The 16,158-nt window shown below is 68.5% G+C and carries 16 protein-coding genes and 1 riboswitch; of the genes, 8 read left to right on the top strand and 8 right to left on the bottom strand.

What is annotated here, in order from left to right:
• Positions 1-34 precede the first annotated feature (34 nt).
• The gene (locus DA1_RS05620) at positions 35-1,054 is read left to right on the top strand and encodes an SDR family oxidoreductase (protein ID WP_170962078.1); all 1,020 of its coding nucleotides are present in this window, start codon (positions 35-37) and stop codon (positions 1,052-1,054) included.
• A gap of 1 nt (position 1,055) precedes the next feature.
• Here DA1_RS05620 and DA1_RS05615 read toward each other — a convergent pair whose 3' ends face one another.
• Complete coding sequence (locus DA1_RS05615) at positions 1,056-1,727, bottom strand: DUF4124 domain-containing protein (protein ID WP_034398279.1); 672 nt, start codon at positions 1,725-1,727, stop codon at positions 1,056-1,058.
• Positions 1,728-1,824: 97 nt separating this feature from the next.
• A complete protein-coding gene (locus DA1_RS05610) occupies positions 1,825-2,478 on the bottom strand; it encodes a hypothetical protein (protein WP_034391213.1) in 654 nt (217 codons plus the stop codon).
• Positions 2,479-2,756: 278 nt separating this feature from the next.
• Positions 2,757-2,925, top strand: a riboswitch (FMN riboswitch).
• Between the two features lie 109 nt (positions 2,926-3,034).
• Here DA1_RS05610 and DA1_RS05605 point away from each other — a divergent pair.
• Positions 3,035-3,577: a 6,7-dimethyl-8-ribityllumazine synthase gene (locus DA1_RS05605; protein WP_012204119.1), complete on the top strand. Its 543-nt coding sequence runs from the start codon at positions 3,035-3,037 to the stop codon at positions 3,575-3,577.
• Between the two features lie 175 nt (positions 3,578-3,752).
• A complete protein-coding gene (locus tag DA1_RS05600; RefSeq protein ID WP_013803650.1) occupies positions 3,753-4,883 on the top strand; it encodes a branched-chain amino acid ABC transporter substrate-binding protein in 1,131 nt (376 codons plus the stop codon).
• Between the two features lie 68 nt (positions 4,884-4,951).
• On the opposite strand, the gene DA1_RS05595 is transcribed toward DA1_RS05600, so the two are convergent.
• Complete coding sequence (locus tag DA1_RS05595; RefSeq protein ID WP_034391218.1) at positions 4,952-5,887, bottom strand: LysR family transcriptional regulator; 936 nt, start codon at positions 5,885-5,887, stop codon at positions 4,952-4,954.
• Positions 5,888-6,010: 123 nt separating this feature from the next.
• Between DA1_RS05595 and DA1_RS05590 the strand changes: the two genes are divergently transcribed.
• The 3 genes from DA1_RS05590 (at position 6,011) to DA1_RS05580 (ending at position 8,460) form a co-directional block, all read left to right on the top strand.
• Positions 6,011-6,664: an NAD(P)-dependent oxidoreductase gene (locus DA1_RS05590; protein ID WP_012204122.1), complete on the top strand. Its 654-nt coding sequence runs from the start codon at positions 6,011-6,013 to the stop codon at positions 6,662-6,664.
• 79 nt (positions 6,665-6,743) lie between these two features.
• Entirely contained in the window at positions 6,744-7,133 is a 390-nt protein-coding gene (locus DA1_RS05585; protein ID WP_012204123.1) for a VOC family protein, read from the top strand.
• A gap of 100 nt (positions 7,134-7,233) precedes the next feature.
• The gene (locus DA1_RS05580; RefSeq protein WP_034391221.1) at positions 7,234-8,460 is read left to right on the top strand and encodes a sugar transporter; all 1,227 of its coding nucleotides are present in this window, start codon (positions 7,234-7,236) and stop codon (positions 8,458-8,460) included.
• Positions 8,461-8,466: 6 nt separating this feature from the next.
• Here the strand turns inward: DA1_RS05580 and DA1_RS05575 are convergent, their stop codons facing one another.
• Both DA1_RS05575 and DA1_RS05570 read right to left on the bottom strand, forming a co-directional pair.
• Positions 8,467-9,702, bottom strand: a complete 1,236-nt coding sequence (locus DA1_RS05575; protein ID WP_034391223.1) for a cyanate transporter — start codon at positions 9,700-9,702, stop codon at positions 8,467-8,469.
• 4 nt (positions 9,703-9,706) lie between these two features.
• Positions 9,707-10,168: a nucleoside deaminase gene (locus DA1_RS05570; RefSeq protein WP_012204126.1), complete on the bottom strand. Its 462-nt coding sequence runs from the start codon at positions 10,166-10,168 to the stop codon at positions 9,707-9,709.
• Positions 10,169-10,285: 117 nt separating this feature from the next.
• On the opposite strand from DA1_RS05570, the gene DA1_RS05565 reads away from it, so the two are divergent.
• Entirely contained in the window at positions 10,286-11,164 is an 879-nt protein-coding gene (locus DA1_RS05565; protein ID WP_034391225.1) for a LysR family transcriptional regulator, read from the top strand.
• A 47-nt stretch (positions 11,165-11,211) separates the two neighbouring features.
• Here the strand turns inward: DA1_RS05565 and DA1_RS05560 are convergent, their stop codons facing one another.
• From DA1_RS05560 to DA1_RS05550, 3 genes are all read right to left on the bottom strand, one after another.
• Positions 11,212-12,186, bottom strand: a complete 975-nt coding sequence (locus tag DA1_RS05560) for a tripartite tricarboxylate transporter substrate binding protein BugE (protein WP_034391227.1) — start codon at positions 12,184-12,186, stop codon at positions 11,212-11,214.
• A gap of 137 nt (positions 12,187-12,323) precedes the next feature.
• The gene (locus DA1_RS05555) at positions 12,324-13,571 is read right to left on the bottom strand and encodes a CaiB/BaiF CoA transferase family protein (RefSeq protein WP_013803646.1); all 1,248 of its coding nucleotides are present in this window, start codon (positions 13,569-13,571) and stop codon (positions 12,324-12,326) included.
• Between the two features lie 189 nt (positions 13,572-13,760).
• The gene (locus tag DA1_RS05550) at positions 13,761-14,957 is read right to left on the bottom strand and encodes an acyl-CoA dehydrogenase (protein WP_034391229.1); all 1,197 of its coding nucleotides are present in this window, start codon (positions 14,955-14,957) and stop codon (positions 13,761-13,763) included.
• A 240-nt stretch (positions 14,958-15,197) separates the two neighbouring features.
• Between DA1_RS05550 and DA1_RS05545 the strand changes: the two genes are divergently transcribed.
• Positions 15,198-16,145 carry a LysR substrate-binding domain-containing protein gene (locus tag DA1_RS05545; RefSeq protein ID WP_012204131.1) on the top strand — a complete coding sequence of 316 codons (948 nt, stop codon included), beginning with the start codon at positions 15,198-15,200 and terminating at the stop codon, positions 16,143-16,145.
• Positions 16,146-16,158: the final 13 nt, after the last annotated feature.

The raw sequence follows: 16,158 nt of genomic DNA, 5'->3' as shown, positions 1-16,158 counted from the left end.
GGAGCGCGCCGGCGATCTTCTTTCCCGGACGGACATGCCGCTGCCGCGACCGGCGGCGCGCGGGTGGCCGCCCTCGCAACAGGCCAGGATTTTGCCCTCAAACCAAAACCCATTGGGCGCGCTGCCGGCGCGCTTTCGACGCGAACGCGTGCTCATCGTCGGCTGCGGCGACGTGGGGCTGCGCGTGGCTGGTGCATTGGCGGGCGCGCCCGGCGCGCGCTCCGGTGCCGCACGACGGGGCCCGCGCGTGCTTGCCCTGACGCGTGGCGCCGAGCGCCTGCAGGATCTGCGCGGGCGCGGCATCACGCCGCTGCTGGGCGATCTGGACGCACCAGCCACGCTGCGCCGTCTGGCCGGCCTGGCCACGCGCGTCGTCCACCTGGCGCCGCCGCCCAATCCGCCCGCTGGCGAAGAGGGCTGGTGGCTGGACCCGCGCACCACGGCCCTGCTGCGCGTGCTGCGCCGTCGCGGCCGGCCGGCGAGCCTGGTCTATGGCTCGACCTCCGGCGTCTATGGCAACTGCGAGGGCGCCTGGATCGACGAAAGCCGCCCGCCCGCACCGGCCACGGCGCGTGCCCAGCGCCGCGTGAACGCCGAGCGTGCCGTGCGCTTTGCCGGGCGCGGCGGCCTGCGCGCCAGCATTTTGCGCATCCCGGGCATCTATGCGCCGGACCGGGAAAACGGCACGCCGCGCGGGCGCCTGCTGCGCGGCACGCCCCTGCTGTGCGCCGCAGAGGATGTCTACACCAACCACATCCATGCCGACGACCTGGCCCGCGCCTGCGTGCGGGCGCTGTGGCGCGGCCGGCCGCAGCGCATCTACCACGCCAGCGACGATACGCAGCTGCGCATGGGGGACTATTTCGACTTTGCGGCCGATCTCTACGGCCTGCCGCGCCCCGCGCGCATCACGCGCGAGCAGGCACAGCGCGAACTGCCGGCCAGCCTGCTGAGCTTCATGGGGGAGTCACGCCGCCTGCGCAACCAGCGCCTGAAGGCCGAGCTGGGCCTGCGCCTGCGCTACCCCACCGTGGAGCAGGGCCTGCGCGCGTGAATCAGCGCGGATGGATGCCGCCGTTGGTGTCGTAGCAGCGGAACACATTGCAGTGCGAGATGGGCGCCGAAGGCGGCAGCGGCTGCGGCGGCACGGGGCGCCCGACGATCCACGGCCGGTTGATGGCATTGGGCTGCAGTGCGCGCGATTGCTGCAGCTGCTCATAGGCCTTGGGGCCCAGGCAGGCCATTTCCATTTGCTGCTGGGCGGCCTGGCTGCGCGGGCCCCAGGTGGCGGGATCGGGGTTGGACTCGGCCAGGATGGTGTCCAGACGGCGGCGCGCCTGCTGGCAGGCAGGGGAGTCGCCGCTGTCGCGCTGGGCCGAGTTCTCGCGCTCGCGCCGGCTGCGCGCCTCGCGCTCCTGCTGCTGGGCGCGTGCGCGGCGCTCGGCCTCTTCGCGGGTCAGTTGCTGGTTCTTGCGCTCTATGGCGGCGGCGGACTGCGCGCGCTCGCGTTCCAGCTCTTCGGGGCTGGGGGCTTCCTGCACCTGCACGCGGTTTTCGCCGTCCTTGCAACTGCTGTTGGTGTAGGTGACGCGGCCGGTCTTGGCGTCCGTGCAGCGGATGACCTGGGCCGAGGCCGCGCCTGCGGTGAGTGCCATCACCAGCGTTGCAAGCATCGGTACAAGCGCCGCCAGCGCCCGGCGCTGGCAAAGGTCTTGGGTGCGGTGCATGGCGGTTTCCTTTCCCATCACAAGCGGCACAGGGATGTGGTGCATTGCCGATTATGGTGCGCAGCGCAGGGGGCTGGACATGCCGCTGGTCAGCCGTTCAACGCCAGTGGCGCGGATCCTGCGTGGGGTAGGGGTTGCCGCCGCCCTGGCTTTCGCGCTGCATGCGCTCGATGGCGCGTTGCTGCTGCTCGCGGTCACGCTGCTGCTGTTCCCGGTCGCGTTGCTGGCGTTCACGATCGCGTTGCTGCTGGCCCTGATCGCGCTCGCGGTCCCGCTGCTGGCGCTCGGCTTCGCGGCGCTGCTGCTCCTGCATGCGCTCGCGCAACTGGCGGTCGCGGTCCTGTGCCTGGCGGTCCCGGTCCCGGTCGCGCTCGCGCATTTCACGCTCGCGCTCCTGGCGGTCGCGCCAGGCGTCGCGGTTGCGCTCCTGCTGAATGCGCTCGCGCTCGTACTGCAGGCGATCGCGCTCGCGCTGCAGGCGCTGGCGCTCGTACCAGCCGTTGTCGGGATAGGCGGGCTGCGTGGGATAGGAGGGGTAGATGACGCCGCCGCCAGAGGGGTAGCTGGGGTAGGTCGGATAGCTGGGATAGCTGGGGTAGCCGGAGCCCATGTCCGAGTAGCCATCGGGCGGCACGGCGCAGGCGGTGACCAGGGCGGCGAGGCCAAGGCCGGCCAGCAGGCGCAGCATGCGCAGGGGGCGCAGGTCACGCTGCTGGTGTGGCTGCGTGGTGGGGGCGTTGGAACGGGGCATGGTATGGGGTCCGGGCAAAGGCGTGTTTCCTGTCTGGATCTCTTCCTATGACGTTTGACAGGCCGTATTGGTTGACCTGGGTCGTCCTTGCAAGGCAACAAGGGCGACAGCGGAGCTTCTATTTTGATAGCAATTCGCCCATATTCTGTAGGTGTTGCCAGATGAATTGCGCAGGCGTGGTGCGCAAGCGCGCCTGCCGCCCCGGTCGCGGCAATGGCTTGCGGGCGCGGCTAGAATGGCCTCTGTCTTTGGCGGTGCGCAGTCCGTGCGCCGCAAAGCAGCGTTCTCAGGGCGGGGCGAAATTCCCCACCGGCGGTATCTGGATCTGTCTTTCGGCATGTGTCCAGGAGCCCGCGAGCGCCCGGCAAGCCGCAAGGCCGGCCGGGGTCAGCAGATCTGGTGAGATGCCAGAGCCGACGGTCACAGTCCGGATGAAAGAGATCGCGCAGCACCTGCATGGCAGGCGCCATGCCCATGGTTGTCCCATGGGCTGCGCCGCGCCATGCGGCGCCATGGCGCGCGCCCTGATTCATTTGTCTCATCTTGAAAGAGCACCATGAATCAGACTCCTGTCTCCTTGAATTTCTCCGCACACGGCACGGCCTCGGGCACGCCGTGGAGGGCCGTCGCGGGCCGCAGCCGCGTGGCCGTCATCTGCGCGAGCTGGCATACCGATGTCGTGCACCAGGCGCGCGACTCCATGGCGGCCGAGCTGCAGGCCCAGGGCGTGGCCGCGCAGAACATCAGCCACTTCAATGTGCCCGGCGCCTTCGAGATCCCGCTGCTGGCCAAGAAGCTGGCCGACACTGGCCGCTTCGACGCCATCATCGCCTGCGCTCTGGTGGTCAATGGCGGCATCTACCGCCATGAGTTCGTGTCCTCGGCCGTGATCGACGGGCTGATGCGCGTGCAGCTCGACACCGAGGTGCCGGTGTTCTCCGCCGTGCTCACGCCGCGCGACTTCCACGAGCACGGCGACCATGTGGAGTTTTTCCGCGCCCACTTCGTGAAGAAGGGCGTTGAGGTGGCCCATGCCTGCCTGGCGGCCCTGGACCAGCTGGCCCAGGTGCAGGCGCTGGGCCAGGCCCGCGCGGCCTGAGTTGCAAGCGTCGCCTGCGTCGCCGGTTGCGGCGCGCCACCCAGCACAGCTTTGGGTGGGGACGGATGCTCGTAAACACTGAGTTGGTGCCGAGTGTCGCGGCCCCGTCACGCGGCATTGCCAAGCCGCGATGACGGGAATAACGTGACGGCCTGTTTCAACTGAGGAGTGCGCGATGAAGATGTCCCGGAAGTTGTGTATTGCGGCCGTCGTGGCCGGCATGGGTGGCGTGGCCATGGCCCAGGAGCAGGTGATCCGCATCGGCCACATCGGCCCGGTGTCCGGTCCCCAGGCCAATTTCGGCAAGGACAACGAAAACGGCGTGCGCATGGCCATCGACGAGCTCAATGCCAAGGGCATGGAGATCGCCGGCAAGAAGGTCAAGTTCCAGCTGGTGGCCGAGGACGATGTGGCCGATCCCAAGCAGGGCACGGCCGCCTCGCAGAAGCTGTGCGACGACAAGGTCGCCGGCGCCGTGGCCTTCCTCAACTCGGGCGTGGCCATTCCCTCGTCCAAGGTCTTCCAGGACTGCGGCATTCCCATGATCACGGGCGCGGCCACCAACCCCGACCTGACCAAGCCCGGCTGGAACACCACCTACCGCGTGATCGCCAATGACAACGCGCTGGGCGCGGCACTGGCCAAGTACGCGGCGCAGACGCTCAAGCTCAAGACCGTGGCCATCATCGATGACCGCACGGCCTATGGCCAGGGCCTGGCCAATGTGTTCAAGAAGGATGCGGAAAAGCTGGGCGTGAAGGTCGTGGCCTCCGAGTTCACGAACGACAAGGCCACGGACTTCATGGCCATCCTGACCTCGATCAAGGCCAAGAAGCCCGATGGCATCTTCTACGGCGGCATGTACGGCCAAGCCGGCCCCATGCTGCGCCAGATGGCCCAGCTGGGCCTGAACGATGCCAAGTACTTCGGCGGCGACGGCCTGTGCGTGCCCGAGCTGGCCAAGGTGGCGGCCGGTGCCAAGCCGCTGGACAACGTGATCTGCGCCGATGGCGGCGCCTCGCTGGCCAAGATGCCCGGCGGCACGGAATGGAAAAAGCGCTACGACGCCAAGTACCCCGGCCAGTTCCAGGTCTACAGCCCGTACTTCTACGACGCCACCATGATGCTGGCCGACGCCATGAAGCGCGCCAACTCCTGGGACCCCAAGGTCTACATCCCCTTCCTGCAAAAGGCCGACTACTCGGGCGTGACCTCGAAGATCGCCTTCGAGAAGAATGGCGAGATGAAGAACCCCTCGTACACGCTGAGCGTGTTCAAGAACGGCCAGAAGACAGCCCTCGACTGAGCGAGCGTCCTTCCTTCGTTTTCATGCCCGCCCCGTGCGGGCTTTTTTTCGTGCGCTGTCCATGATCCTCAGGCTGAGGCCGGCGCATCGACCACGCCCGGCAACCTGGCCAGATAGGCCTGCAAGGCAGCGATGGCCTGGCGCACCTTGGCGGGCTGGGCCTGGCGCTGCGGGGTGACGGCCCAGATGTCGAGGCCGCCGAAGTCCCAGTCGGGCAGCAGGCGCACCAGGCGGCCTTCGGCCACCGTGTCGGCCACGTCCATGCTGCCCAGCAGGGCCAGGCCCAGGCCCGCCTCGCACATCTGCTGGATGGACAGCTGGTTGTTGCTGGCCACATGCGGCAGCACCTGCAGGCTGTAGGTCTCGCCCGTGTCAGGGTGGCGCGCCTCGGCACGCAGGGCCTGGCCCTGGCCCTCGCGCGCCAGGCCCAGCCAGCGCATGCTGGCCAGCGGTGCCGGGTGGCGCCAAGCCGCGCCGCCCCCCTGGGCCTGTATCCATGCCGGCGAGGCGCACAGCCAGTTGCGCATGGCGCCCAGGCGCCGGGCGGCCCAGCCGGAATCGGCCAGCCGGCCGAAGCGCAAGGCCAGGTCGATGCGGCTTTGTATGAGGTCGATGGGCGCGTCGTCCACATCCAGGTGCAGGCGCAGTGCGGGGTGCCGCGCCAGCCAGTGGCCCAGGGCCGGCGCGATGTGGCGGGCAAAGCCCACCGTGGCTGACAGGCGCAGCTCGCCGCCGGGCTCGTCGCGCGCGGCCGCCAGCTCGGCCCGCGCCTGGCTGGCGGCCTGGGCCATGGCGGCGCACTGCTGGTAGTAGCGCTCGCCCGTGTCGGTCAGCGCGATCTGCCGGGTGGAGCGGTGCAGCAGGGTGACGCCGCCATCGCGTTCGAGCTGGCGCACCTGCTGGCTCACGGCCGAGGGGCTCATGCCCAGGGCACGCGCGGCGGCGCTCATGGAGCCGTGCTGCACCACGGCGGCGAAAACGGCCATGCGTCTGTAGTCATCCATGGGCTGTATTGTGAAGCTGCACTTCAAGGTCTTGGTAAAAATTGCCGTCTACCGCATGCATTGTGAACGGCGTAATCTCAATGCCATCGTGAACAGGCGCCCTGGCGCCATAAAGGACCGAAGATGAAAGTGGCATTGATTGGCGCAACCGGCTTTGTGGGTTCGGCGGTATTGAAGGAGCTGCTGCAGCGCGGCCATGAGGTCGTGGCCCTGGTGCGCGACCCCGCCAAGCTGGCGGCCCAGCCGCGGCTGCAGGCCGTGCAGGCCGATGTACTGGACGCCGCCGCCGTGCAGCGCGCCGTGGCGGGCGCGGACGCCGTGGTCAGCGCCTACAACGCGGGCTGGGGCAATCCCGACATCTATGAGGATTTCATGCGCGGCTCGCGCGCCATCGTGGCGGGCACCAAGGCGGCCGGCATCAAGCGCTACCTGGTGGTCGGCGGCGCAGGCAGCCTCTACATCGCACCCGGCAAGCAACTGGTGGACACGCCCGAGTTCCCGGCCGCCATCAAGCCCGGCGCCTCGGCTGCCCGCGATGCCCTCAACGATCTGCAAAAGGAGCAGGGCCTGGACTGGACGATGCTGAGCCCGCCCATTGCCCTGCACCTGGGCGACCATGGCGAACGCACGGGCCAATACCGCACGGGCAAGGATGAGCCGCTGATGCAGGCCGATGGCCAGCCCGGCACGATTTCGGCAGCGGACCTGGCCGTGGCCCTGGTCGACGCGCTGGACAAGGGCCTGCACCTGCGCCAGCGTTTCACCGTCGCTTACTGAACACCTGCGCCAGTCCACTGGTGCCGCAGCGGTCTCCATGGCATGCTGGTGTCCGTCATGAACAGGCAGGAGCACAGCCATGATCGACCACACGGGAATCCTCGTATCGGATTTCGAGCGCAGCAAGGATTTCTATGCACGCGCCCTGGCGCCGCTGGGCTATGAAATCCTCATGGAGCTTTCTGCCGAAGTCACGGGCCATACGGACACTGCGGGCTTCGGCGAGCCGCCCAAGCCCGATTTCTGGATCAGCGGGGGCACGCCCAACCAGCCGCCCATCCATGTGGCCTTCCGCGTGGACAACCGCCACATGGTCGATGACTTCCATGCGGCGGCCCTGGCGGCAGGCGGGCGCTGCAACGGCGAGCCCGGCCTGCGACCGCACTACCACGACGACTATTACGCGGCCTTCGTGCTCGACCCCGACGGCCACAACATCGAGGCCGTCTGCCACCTGCCGCCCGCCTGAGTCTCCCTGGCGGCACTGGGGCCTGCGCGGCAGCTGACATCAGGCGGTCGCATGGCGCAGCACAATATTGCGCTGCAACAAAAAAGGCCCCACGTTCCCCATGCCCCCTTCCGTCTCCGCTGCGGCCGGCTCCGTTTCCGCGTCATCCACACCCACGGCCGCCCAGGCGTGGCTCAGCGTGATCGCGCTGGCGCTGGGCGCCTTCGTCTTCAATACCACCGAGTTCGTGCCCGTGGGCCTGCTCAGCAGCATTGGCGCGAGCTTTGGCATGCCCACCGAGCAGGTCGGGCTGATGCTGACCATCTATGCCTGGATCGTGGCCCTGGCCTCGCTGCCCTTCATGCTGCTCACGCGCAATGTGGAGCGGCGCAAGCTGCTGATGGGCGTGTTCGCGCTGTTCGTGGCCAGCCATGTGCTGTCGGGCGTGGCCTGGAGCTTTGCCTCGCTCATGGTCAGCCGCATCGGCATTGCGCTGTCGCACGCGGTGTTCTGGTCCATCACCGCCTCGCTGGCCGTGCGCGTGGCGCCGCCCGGCAGGAAGGCCGTGGCGCTGAGCCTGCTGGCCACCGGCACCTCCATGGCCATGGTGCTGGGCATTCCGCTGGGCCGCATCGTGGGCGAATGGCTGGGCTGGCGCACGACGTTCCTGGCCGTGGGCGGGGTGGCCGCCATCGTCATGGTGGCCCTGGCCCGGCTGCTGCCGCGCCTGCCCAGCGAGAACGCGGGCAACCTGGCCAGCGTGCCCATGCTGCTGCGCCGCCCGGCGCTGCTGTCCATCTACATCCTGCTGGTGGTCGTGATCACCGGGCAGTTCACGGCCTACAGCTATATCGAGCCCTTCGTGCAGGACATCGCGGGCTTCGAGGGCAAGGTGACCACGGCCGTGCTGCTGCTGTACGGCGGCATGGGCATCGTGGGCAGCGTGATGTTCAGCTGGTGGGGGCTGCGCCATCCGCGCGGCTTTCTGCTGGCCGCCATTGGCGTGCTGTCGGCCAGCCTGCTGATGCTGGTGCCGGCCTCGGGCCATGAGGCATCGCTCTACGTGATGAGCTCGGTCTGGGGTGTCGCCATGATCTGCTTCGCCCTGGCCATGCAGTCCCAGGTGCTCAAGCTGGCGGCCGACGCCACCGATGTGGGCATGTCCATGTTCTCGGGCATCTTCAACATCGGCATTGGCGGCGGTGCGCTGCTGGGCAGCCAGGTCAGCATGCATGCGGGCATGCAGAACATCGGCTGGATCGGCGGCGGCCTGGTGGCGCTGGGCCTGGCCTGGTGCATCTGGGCCTTCGTGCGCTGGTCGGCCGGCTTCCAGGCAACGGCGCACTGAAGCGGGTCAGTCGCCGGGTGCCCGCATGGCCTGGGCGTAGCGCTGCGGCGCCAGGCGGGACACCAGCACGCAGACCACGAGCACGGCGGCCATCTGGGCCAGCCAGCCGGCGCCGAATCCGCCCGTGAACTGGTGCAGCCGGGCGATCACATAGGGCGCCAGCGCCGCAATCAGAAAGCCGCCGCCCTGCATCAGTGCGTTGAGCGCACCGGCCTGCGTGGGGTGGGGAAGATGGTCCAGCGCCACCACCATCATCAAGGCGAAGCACCCACCCAGGCCGATGCCGAGGATGACGATGTTGAGCAGCGGCGCTGCATCAGGCCACCAGGCCAGCGCGGCCAGGCCGATGATCTGGCACAGCAGCGTGAACCCCAGCCACGGCCGCCGGTCGGCATGGCGCGAAGCCAGCACGGGCAGTCCCAGCGCGGCGCTGGCCTGGGCCACCGACAGCAGGGCCACCAGGCCGCCGCTTTGCGCGGGGCTCCAGCCGTGCGTCTGGTAGAAGGGCGCAAGCCAGGCCACCATGGCCGCATAGCCGCCGTTGATGAGGCCGAAGCAGGCCATCAGCATCCAGGTGCGCGGGCGCTGGCGCAGCCATCCGGTGTCTTGCGAGGCATGGGCTGCCATGGGCGCCGGACCCGGCAACGCGCGCAGCGCATGCCGCGCCAGCGCCAATGCCAGCAGGGCGGGCGCAGTCCAGAGCGCCAGCGCAAAGCGCCAGTCCAGTCCCCATTGCACGGCCAGCGGCGAAATCTGGGCACCGAGCGCCCCGCCGCCCATGAGCGCGGCCGAGTACAGCCCCATCATCTGGGCCATGCGTGCGGGCGACTGGCGCTTGATCAGGCCCGGCAGCACGCCTTGCACCAGGGCCACGCCAGCGCCGCACAGCGCGGCCGTGGCCAGCAGGGTGGCCGCACTGGAGCCCGCCACGCGCAGCGCGCAGCCCAGCGCAATCACCGCCAAAGACCCGACCACGGCGCGGCGCGGACCCAGGCGCCGCAGCGCGGCCGGGGCCAGCCAGGCGCCCACGCCCATCAACGCCATGGGCAGCAGCGTCAGCCAGGACAGCGTGGACAGATCCATGCCCGTGGCGGACTGTATCTGCGGGCCCAGCGGGCCGATGGCCGTGAGAAACGGACGCAGGTTCAGCGTGACCAGGACCACGGTGGCCAGCCACAGCGCCGTTGGAATGGCGTGTGCCGCGGCAGGCTCCTTGGTGCGTGCGGGCGCAATGGACGACATGGCTTCAGGCCCAGGGGGCGTTGCCATACAGCTGGGCCGCCGTGATGCCCGTGTCCAGCCGCGTCAGGGGCAGCGGTGGCGGCTGCAGCGGCATGCGCAGCCGCTGGTAGGCGCCTTCGCTGGACAGGCCGTAAGGCTGGGCGTCCGCGTTGTCGAAGGCGAAGAAGACCTGCTCGGCCCCGGCCATCACCAGCGCCGCCAGGCACATGGGGCAGGGGTGGCCGCTGGCGTAGATGGTGCAGCCAGCCAGGCTGGGGTTGGCCTGGGCGCGCGTGCCTGCGCGCAGCGCCTGCATTTCGGCATGGGCACTGGGGTCATGGCTTTGCACGATCTCGTTGACGCCCGTGGACAGGATCTGCCCCTCGCGCGCGAGCAGGGCGCCGAAGGGCCGGCCGCCCCGCAGGCGGTTGTCGTGCGCCAGCTGCACGGCATGGCGCAGCAGGCGGATGTGTTCTTGTTCTTGCATGGGGATGGCTGGGCAATCGGGAGCTGAGGCCGCAGTCTAGGACGGGGGGCATCAATTGGAAAATTAAATGATCAAATGCCGGGCAGTGACAAAGCCACTGAAATTCGCCCAAGCCCCATGCAGCCCTCTTCCATAGACCCCACCCTGCTGCGCAGCTTCTGCGCCGTGGCCGAAACCGGCAGCTTCACGCGTGCGGCGCAGGGCGTGCACCTGACCCAGTCCACGGTCAGCCAGCAGATCCGCAGGCTGGAGGAGCAAATGGGCTGCACGCTGCTGGACCGCAGCGGGCGCCATGTGGAATGCACGCTGGAAGGAGAGCGCTTGCTGGCCTATGCGCAACGCATCCTGGCCCTCATGGACGAGGCCGTGGAGCAGTTGGCTGGCGCCACCGAGGCCGTGTTGCGCATCGGTGTTCCCGAGGACTTTGCCGGCCATGCCTTGATGCCCGCCTTGGGCGCGCTTGCGCGCAGCCAACCGCAGTTGCGCCTGGAGCTGACCAGCGGGTTGTCGCAGGCGATATGGCAGCAACTGCAGGCCGGCGAGCTGGACCTGGCCATCGTCAAGCAGCGCAGCGGCAGCACGCCCGGCATGGCGCGCTGGCCTGAACCGCTGGCCTGGATAGACAGTGCGCGGCATCCCTGCCACGGGATGGATCCCTTGCCCCTGGTGGTGTTTCCGCAGGGCGGCCTGTACCGCAGCGAGATGACGCATGCGCTGGATGCCGCCGGCCGGCGCTGGCGCCTGGCCTATGTGAGCGCCAGCCTGGACAGCCTGGAAGCCGCCGTGGAGCAGGGCCTGGGCATCAGCCTGCTGCCGCGCCGGCTGGTCGGGCCCGGCCACCGCCTGCTCGACGGCATGGCCGGCTTCGCCCCCGTGCCTGATGTGGAAGTGGCACTGCACGTGCGCGCCCAGTTGTCGGCGCCGGGCCGGCGTCTGGCTGAGCGCCTGTGCGAGGTGTGCGAGGCGTTGCTGTCGCCTGCCGCTGGCGAAGCCTGAAAAAAATCCCCGCCGTGGCGGGGATGGTCGGTGGGTGACGCGCAGGCTCAATCCATCGTCAGGTTCTGCTTTTGCACCACGTCCTTGTAGACCGCCAGTTCGGCCTTGATCTCTTCAAAGAAGTGCTCGGGCGTGTCGGCCACGATCAGCGAGCCGGTTTCCTCGATGCGCTTCTTGATGGCGGGGTCCTGCAGCACCTTGCGCGTGGCGGCGTTGACCTTGTCCACGATGTCGCGCGGCAGGTTCTTGGGGCCGACGATGCCGTAGTAGGCCATGCGGTTGACGGGGGCCAGGCCCACTTCCTTGAAGGTGGGCACATCGGGCAGCGCTGCCAGGCGCTGGGGCGCGGCCACCACGATGGGCACCAGGCGCTTTTCCTTGACGAAGCCCAGGGCGGAGGGCAGGTTGTCGAAGATCAGCGGAACCTGGCCGGCCACGGCGTCGTTCAGCGCGGGGCCGCTGCCACGGTAGGGCACGTGGGTGATGTCGGTGCCCGTGGACAGCTTGAACATCTCCATCATCAGATGGGTGATGCTGCCGTTGCCGGGCGAGGCGTAGGAGTACTTGCCGGGGTTCTTCTTCACCTCGGCCAGGAACTCCTGGTAGTTCTTGCCCGCGAACTTGGGGTTGGCCGCAATGATGTTGGGCGTGGCCGCGATGTTCACGATGGGTGTGAAGTCGGTCAGCACGTTGTACGGGATCTTGGGGTTGATCGCCGGGTTGGTGGCCGTGGTGGACACGGTGGCAATGCCCAGGCTGTAGCCGTCGGGCTGGGAGCGCGCCGTCTCGGCCGCGCCGATGCTGCCGCCGCCGCCGCCCTTGTTCTCGACCACCACGGGCTGGCCCAGGGCGCGGCCCAGCGGCTCGGCCACGATGCGCGCGATCAGGTCGGTGGTGCCGCCAGCCGCGAAGGGCACGAGCAGCTTGATGGGTTTGGTGGGGTAGCCCTGGGCATGGGCTGCGCCCGACAGCGCGAGGGCGCCGAGGATGCCGGCGAGCGCGATGCGAGTGGTGTGAGTCATGGTGTTGTCTCCTTGAATGGATGTTGTGAGCGTTTGTTGTGAGGCACCGACGGGTGGGAGGGCGTGATTCTTTAGGACATTCGTATGGCGGTGCTTGGGCTGAGAAATGTGGAGGCGGTGTTGCGCGGCGCTGGCGATCAGACCACGCCGCGCGAGCGCAGCGCCTGGATGGCCATGGGCGCAATGCCCAGCTCGCCCAGCACTTCATCGGTGTGCTGGCCCAGGGAGGGCGGTGCGCTGCGCAGCACGGGCGGGGTATCGCTCAGCCGCATGGGGCTGGCCACGCCGGCGATGCGCGAGATGCCGTCGCCGGCCTCGCGCGGCAGCTCGACGCGTATGCCGCGTGCGCGCACCTGCGGGTCATCGAAGGCCTGGGCGATGGTGTTGATGGGGCCGCAGGGCACGGCCTTGTCTTCCAGCAGCGCAATCCATTCGGCCGTGCCGCGTGTCTTCATGAGGGGCACCATCCGCTCCAGCAGCGCCTGGCGATTGCGCACGCGGGCGGTGTTGGTGGCAAAGCGCTCGTCCTGCGCCCAGCCGGCTTCGCCGACGGCGGCGCAAAAGCGCGCGAACTGCCCGTCATTGCCAATGGCCAGCAGCACGTTGCCGTTGGCCGTGGCGAAGTCCTGATAGGGCGCCAGGCTGGGGTGGATGTTGCCGGCGCGGCCCGGCGATTCGCCCGTGGCCAGAAAGCCGGCGGCCTGGTTGGCCAGCACGGCCATGCCCACGTCGAGCAGGGCCATGTCGATGTGCTGGCCCCGGCCCGAGGCCTGGCGCGCATGCAGCGCGGCCAGGATGGCATTGCTGGCATACAGGCCCGTGAAGACATCGATCACGGCCACGCCCACCTTGAGCGGGCCGCCTCCGGGCGCCTCGTCGGCATGGCCGGTGATGCTCATCAGCCCGCACATGGCCTGCACCATGAGGTCGTAGCCCGCGCGCTCGGCATACGGGCCGGTCTGGCCGAAACCCGTGACCGAGCAGTAGATCAGGCGCGGGTTGAGCGCCTTGAGGCTTTCGTAGTCCAGCCCGTACTGCGCCAGGCCACCGACCTTGAAGTTTTCCACCAGCACATCGGCCCCTGCCGCCATCTGGCGAATCAGCTGCTGCCCATCGGGGGTGGACATGTCGATGGTGACCGAGCGCTTGTTGCGGTTGCAGGCCGTGAAATAACTGGCCTCCTGCGTGGCCTGCCCATCGTCGCGCGGCAGGAACGGAGGCCCCCAGTGGCGCGTGTCATCGCCGGCCACGGGCCGCTCGACCTTGATCACATCGGCACCCAGGTCGGCCAGCGTCTGCGTGCACCAGGGCCCGGCCAGCACGCGGGAAAGATCAAGCACCTTGATGCCGGCCAATGCGGCCGGCGCGGAGGATGTGGAGGACATGAGAGGGAAGAAATATGAGCGCGCCCGATGCCGCTGGTAGTTCAGCTGAGTGCTTGAGCTTCCATCCCCCATAGCGTGCGAGACGGACGCTGCCCAAGCGAGAGACGCCGAGCAAGAGCCGCCTCGCGGCGAGGGCGTCGTCCCCCTCCGCGAAGCGAGAAGGGGGAAGGCGCGAAGCGCCTCAGGGGGTCAGTTGGCAAAAGCTGCGATGCCGGTCTGAGCCCGGCCCAGGATCAGCGCATGCACATCGTGCGTGCCCTCGTAGGTGTTGACCACTTCCAGGTTGACCAGGTGGCGGGCCACGCCGAACTCGTCGCTGATGCCGTTGCCACCCATCATGTCGCGCGCCATGCGGGCAATGTCCAGCGACTTGCCGCAGTTGTTGCGCTTGATCAGCGAGGTGATCTCGATCACGTTCTGGTGCTCGTCCTTCATGCGGCCCACGCGCAGCGCGGCCTGCAGGCCCAGGGTGATCTCGGTCTGCATGTCGGCCAGCTTCTTCTGGATCAACTGGTTGGCAGCCAGGGGGCGGCCGAACTGCTTGCGGTCCAGCGTGTACTGGCGCGCCGTGTGCCAGCAGAACTCGGCTGCGCCCAGGGCGCCCCAGGCGATGCCGAAGCGTGCGCTGTTCAGGCAGGTGAAGGGGCCCTTGAGGCCGCGCACCTCGGGGAAGGCGTTTTCCTCGGGAACGAAGACATCGTCCATCACGATCTCACCCGTGATGGAGGCGCGCAGGCCCACCTTGCCGTGGATGGCCGGGGCCGACAGGCCCTTCATGCCCTTGTCCAGGATGAAGCCGCGGATCTCGCCCACATGGCCGTCCTCGGTCACTTCCTTGGCCCAGACCACGAACACGTCGGCCACGGGGCTGTTGGTGATCCACATCTTGTTGCCCTTGAGGCGGTAGCCGCCGTCCACCTTGTAGGCGCGGCTGGACATGCTGCCGGGGTCGGAGCCGTGGTCGGGTTCGGTCAGGCCGAAGCAGCCGATGAACTCGCCGCTGGCCAGCTTGGGCAGGTACCTGTTCTTCTGGTCTTCGGTGCCGAATTCATTGATGGGCACCATCACCAGCGAGCTTTGCACGCTGGCCATGGAGCGGTAGCCCGAGTCCACGCGCTCGATCTCGCGCGCCACCAGGCCGTAGCTGACGTAGTTCAGGCCCGCGCCGCCGTACTGCGTGGGGATGGTGGGGCCCAGCAGGCCCAGCTCGCCCATCTCGCGGAAGATGCTCACGTCGGACTTTTCGTGGCGGAACATCTCCAGCACGCGGGGGGCCAGCTTCTCCTGGCAGTAGGCATGGGCCGCGTCGCGGATCATGCGCTCGTCTTCGCTCAGTTGCTGGTCGAGCTGGAAGGGGTCATCCCATTGGAAGCTGTTGCGGGCCATGGTGTCGTATCTCCAAAAACAAAGAGGTCAAGGGCGGGAGCCGCTGCCACGTGCGGTGTCAGCGCGGTGCCGGGCAGGCCACCGCCGTGTAGCGTTGTTGCGCTGCATCTTAGAAGCGGGCCTGGGCCCGGCGCAAACGATGTTTGTTCATCCATGAATGCGTAAAGCGCATGTATGGATTCCATGTTGCGGGTTATTCCCTATGATGTGTGCCATTGGAGTGCGTTGAATTCATGAGATATGCGTAGAGCCCTGCCATCCACCCAAGCCCTTGCCTGCTTCGAGTCGGCCGCCCGCCACATCAGCTACACGCGTGCGGCGCAGGAACTGTCGCTCACGCAAAGCGCGGTATCGCGCCAGATCATTGCGCTGGAGGAGTTCCTGGGCGTGCAGTTGTTCCGGCGCACGCGCCACGGCGTGCTGCTGACGGAGGCGGGCACGCAGTACGCCCAGCAGGTCTCGCGCTGGCTGCACGGCCTGGAGCGCGACACGCTGGACATCATGGCCCACCAGGGCGAAGGCGGCCCGCTCAACCTGGCGGCCGTGCCCACCTTCGCCACGCGCTGGCTGCTGCCGCGCCTGCCCCAGCTGGCGCGCGAGCATCCCGAGGTCACGGTGCACATTGACGTGCAGACGCGGCCCTTCCTGTTTGCCGATACCGTGTTCGACGCCGCGCTCTATGCAGGCACGCCCGAGCAGGTGGCGCGCTGGCCCGGTGTGCAGGCGCAATGGCTGATGGACGAAGAGGTGGTGCCCGTGTGCAGCCCGCAACTGCTGGCCACGGCCCAGGCACGCGAGCCGGGCCGCGCCTGGCTGCCCGTGGGGGCGGACATCGTGGCCCGGATGCCGCTGCTGCAGCAAAGCACGCGGCCCTACGGCTGGCAGCAGTGGTTCGATGCCATGGGCGTGGCCGCGCCGCGCGCGCTGGACGGCATGCGGCTGGAGCTGTTCTCCATGCTGGCCGTGGCCGCCAGCCAGGGCCTGGGCGTGGCGCTGATGCCGCCCATGCTGATCGAGCAGGAACTGGCGCGCGGCGACCTCATCATTGCCTGCCCGCAGCCGCTGCGCGGCAACCGTGCCTACTACCTGGTCACGCCGGCCCTGGCGCCCGATGCGCAGCCCGCGCCCGCCCTGCGCGTGTTCTCTTCATGGCTGCAGCAGCGCGCCAGGGAGCACCGGCCTGCCTGAAAATTAAGCAGGC

Origin of the sequence: Delftia acidovorans NBRC 14950, assembly GCF_001598795.1 — a bacterium.
GTDB classification, from domain to species: domain Bacteria; phylum Pseudomonadota; class Gammaproteobacteria; order Burkholderiales; family Burkholderiaceae_C; genus Comamonas; species Comamonas acidovorans.
This window is presented reverse-complemented; position numbering and strand designations above follow the sequence as displayed.